This window comes from Marinobacter iranensis (genome assembly GCF_029207565.1).
GTDB lineage: Bacteria > Pseudomonadota > Gammaproteobacteria > Pseudomonadales > Oleiphilaceae > Marinobacter > Marinobacter iranensis.
Genome location: NZ_JANCMW010000271.1, coordinates 1 through 259, shown reverse-complemented (window position 1 = coordinate 259; position 259 = coordinate 1). Strand labels below are relative to the sequence as shown.

Sequence of the window (259 nt, the reverse complement as noted above, 5' to 3'; positions counted from 1 at the left end):
ATGACCGTCGCCGCCGGCGGCGTGCCTGCGACGCTCGGCTATCGCGGCTATACACACAGCTGCTGCATCTCGATCAACCATGTCGTCTGCCACGGCATCCCGAGCGAGAAGACGCTCAAGGACGGCGACATCGTCAATATCGACGTGACGCCGATGCTCGACGGCTGGCACGGCGACACCAGCCGCATGTTCCTGGTCGGCGATGTCGGCATCAAGGCGCGACGCCTGGTCGACGTGACCTATGAATGCCTGATGCTCG

The 259-nt window shown here is 63.7% G+C and carries 1 protein-coding gene; it reads left to right on the top strand.

Annotation, left to right across the window (positions count from 1 at the left end):
- On the top strand, positions 1-259 hold a 259-nt coding region (locus tag NLU14_RS22335; protein WP_275710739.1), incomplete at both ends, for a M24 family metallopeptidase.